Origin of the sequence: Galactobacillus timonensis (assembly GCF_900240265.1) — a bacterium.
In the GTDB taxonomy this organism is placed as follows: domain Bacteria; phylum Bacillota_I; class Bacilli_A; order Erysipelotrichales; family Erysipelotrichaceae; genus Bulleidia; species Bulleidia timonensis.
In genome coordinates this window covers 1-951 of the sequence record NZ_LT964754.1, presented here as the reverse complement: position 1 = coordinate 951, position 951 = coordinate 1, and the positions used below count along the sequence as shown (strand labels likewise).

At 46.7% G+C, this 951-nt stretch carries 1 protein-coding gene; it reads left to right on the top strand.

Annotated elements, in window-relative coordinates:
* Nucleotides 1–26 precede the first annotated feature (26 nt).
* On the top strand, nucleotides 27–951 hold a 925-nt coding region (locus C1714_RS13750), incomplete at its 3' end, for a chromosome segregation protein SMC (RefSeq protein ID WP_135567966.1).

Here is a 951-nt window from a genome sequence, read left to right as displayed (position 1 = left end):
CTACTGGAAGAAAAGCAGGTCAGAAATTGTTAGACACATTCATTTCCTCATTTGCGCTGGATCTCCCGAAGTTTATCAATTCGAGTGCGAAGGAAAAGGCAAACACTCTGCTGCAGATCATCGGAGTTGGTGATCAGCTGGCGGCATTCGATAACAAGGAAAGTGCTGCATATACTCGTCGCACCGAAATCGGAAGAATTGCAGATCAAAAAAAGAAGTATGCCGATGAAATGCCGCAATGGGATAGCGTTCCGGATGAAATTGTATCCGCGTCTGAGCTGATCCAGAAACAGCAGGATATTCTGGCCAGAAACGCACAGCGGCAGCAGTGGATTCGTGATAGTGCTTCGCTTCAGGAAGAAGCCATGAGAATCGAAGACAAGATCGAAGAACTTAAAAAGCAGCTTCATGATATCAATGAGAAGATAAGAGAGTCTGACCACAGCCCGGCAGAGCTGGCAATGGAAAGCACCGAAGAGCTTGAAGAGAGCATTTCAAACATTGATGCGATCAATGCAAAGGTCAGAGACAATCTGAACAAACAGAAAGCTGAAGAAGATGCAAAGGAATACAGAGATCAGTACGACAAACTGACATCTGACATTGAAACAATCCGCAGCAACCGCATGAAGCTGCTCAACAATGCAAAGATGCCACTTCCTGGACTCTCAGTCGATCATGGAGAACTCACCTACAAGGGACAGCGCTGGGACAATATGTCATCTTCTGAACAGATGATCGTAGCGACTGCCATTGTCAGAGAACTGAATCCAAAATGCGGATTCGTACTTCTGGACAAGCTGGAGCAGATGGACGTTGACACGATGAATGAGTTCGGCGCATGGCTCCAGAAAGAAGGTCTTCAGGCTATCGCCACCAGAGTCAGCACCGGAGATGAATGCAGCATCTACATCGAGGATGGATACAGCATCAAAAATGGCGTCAAAACAG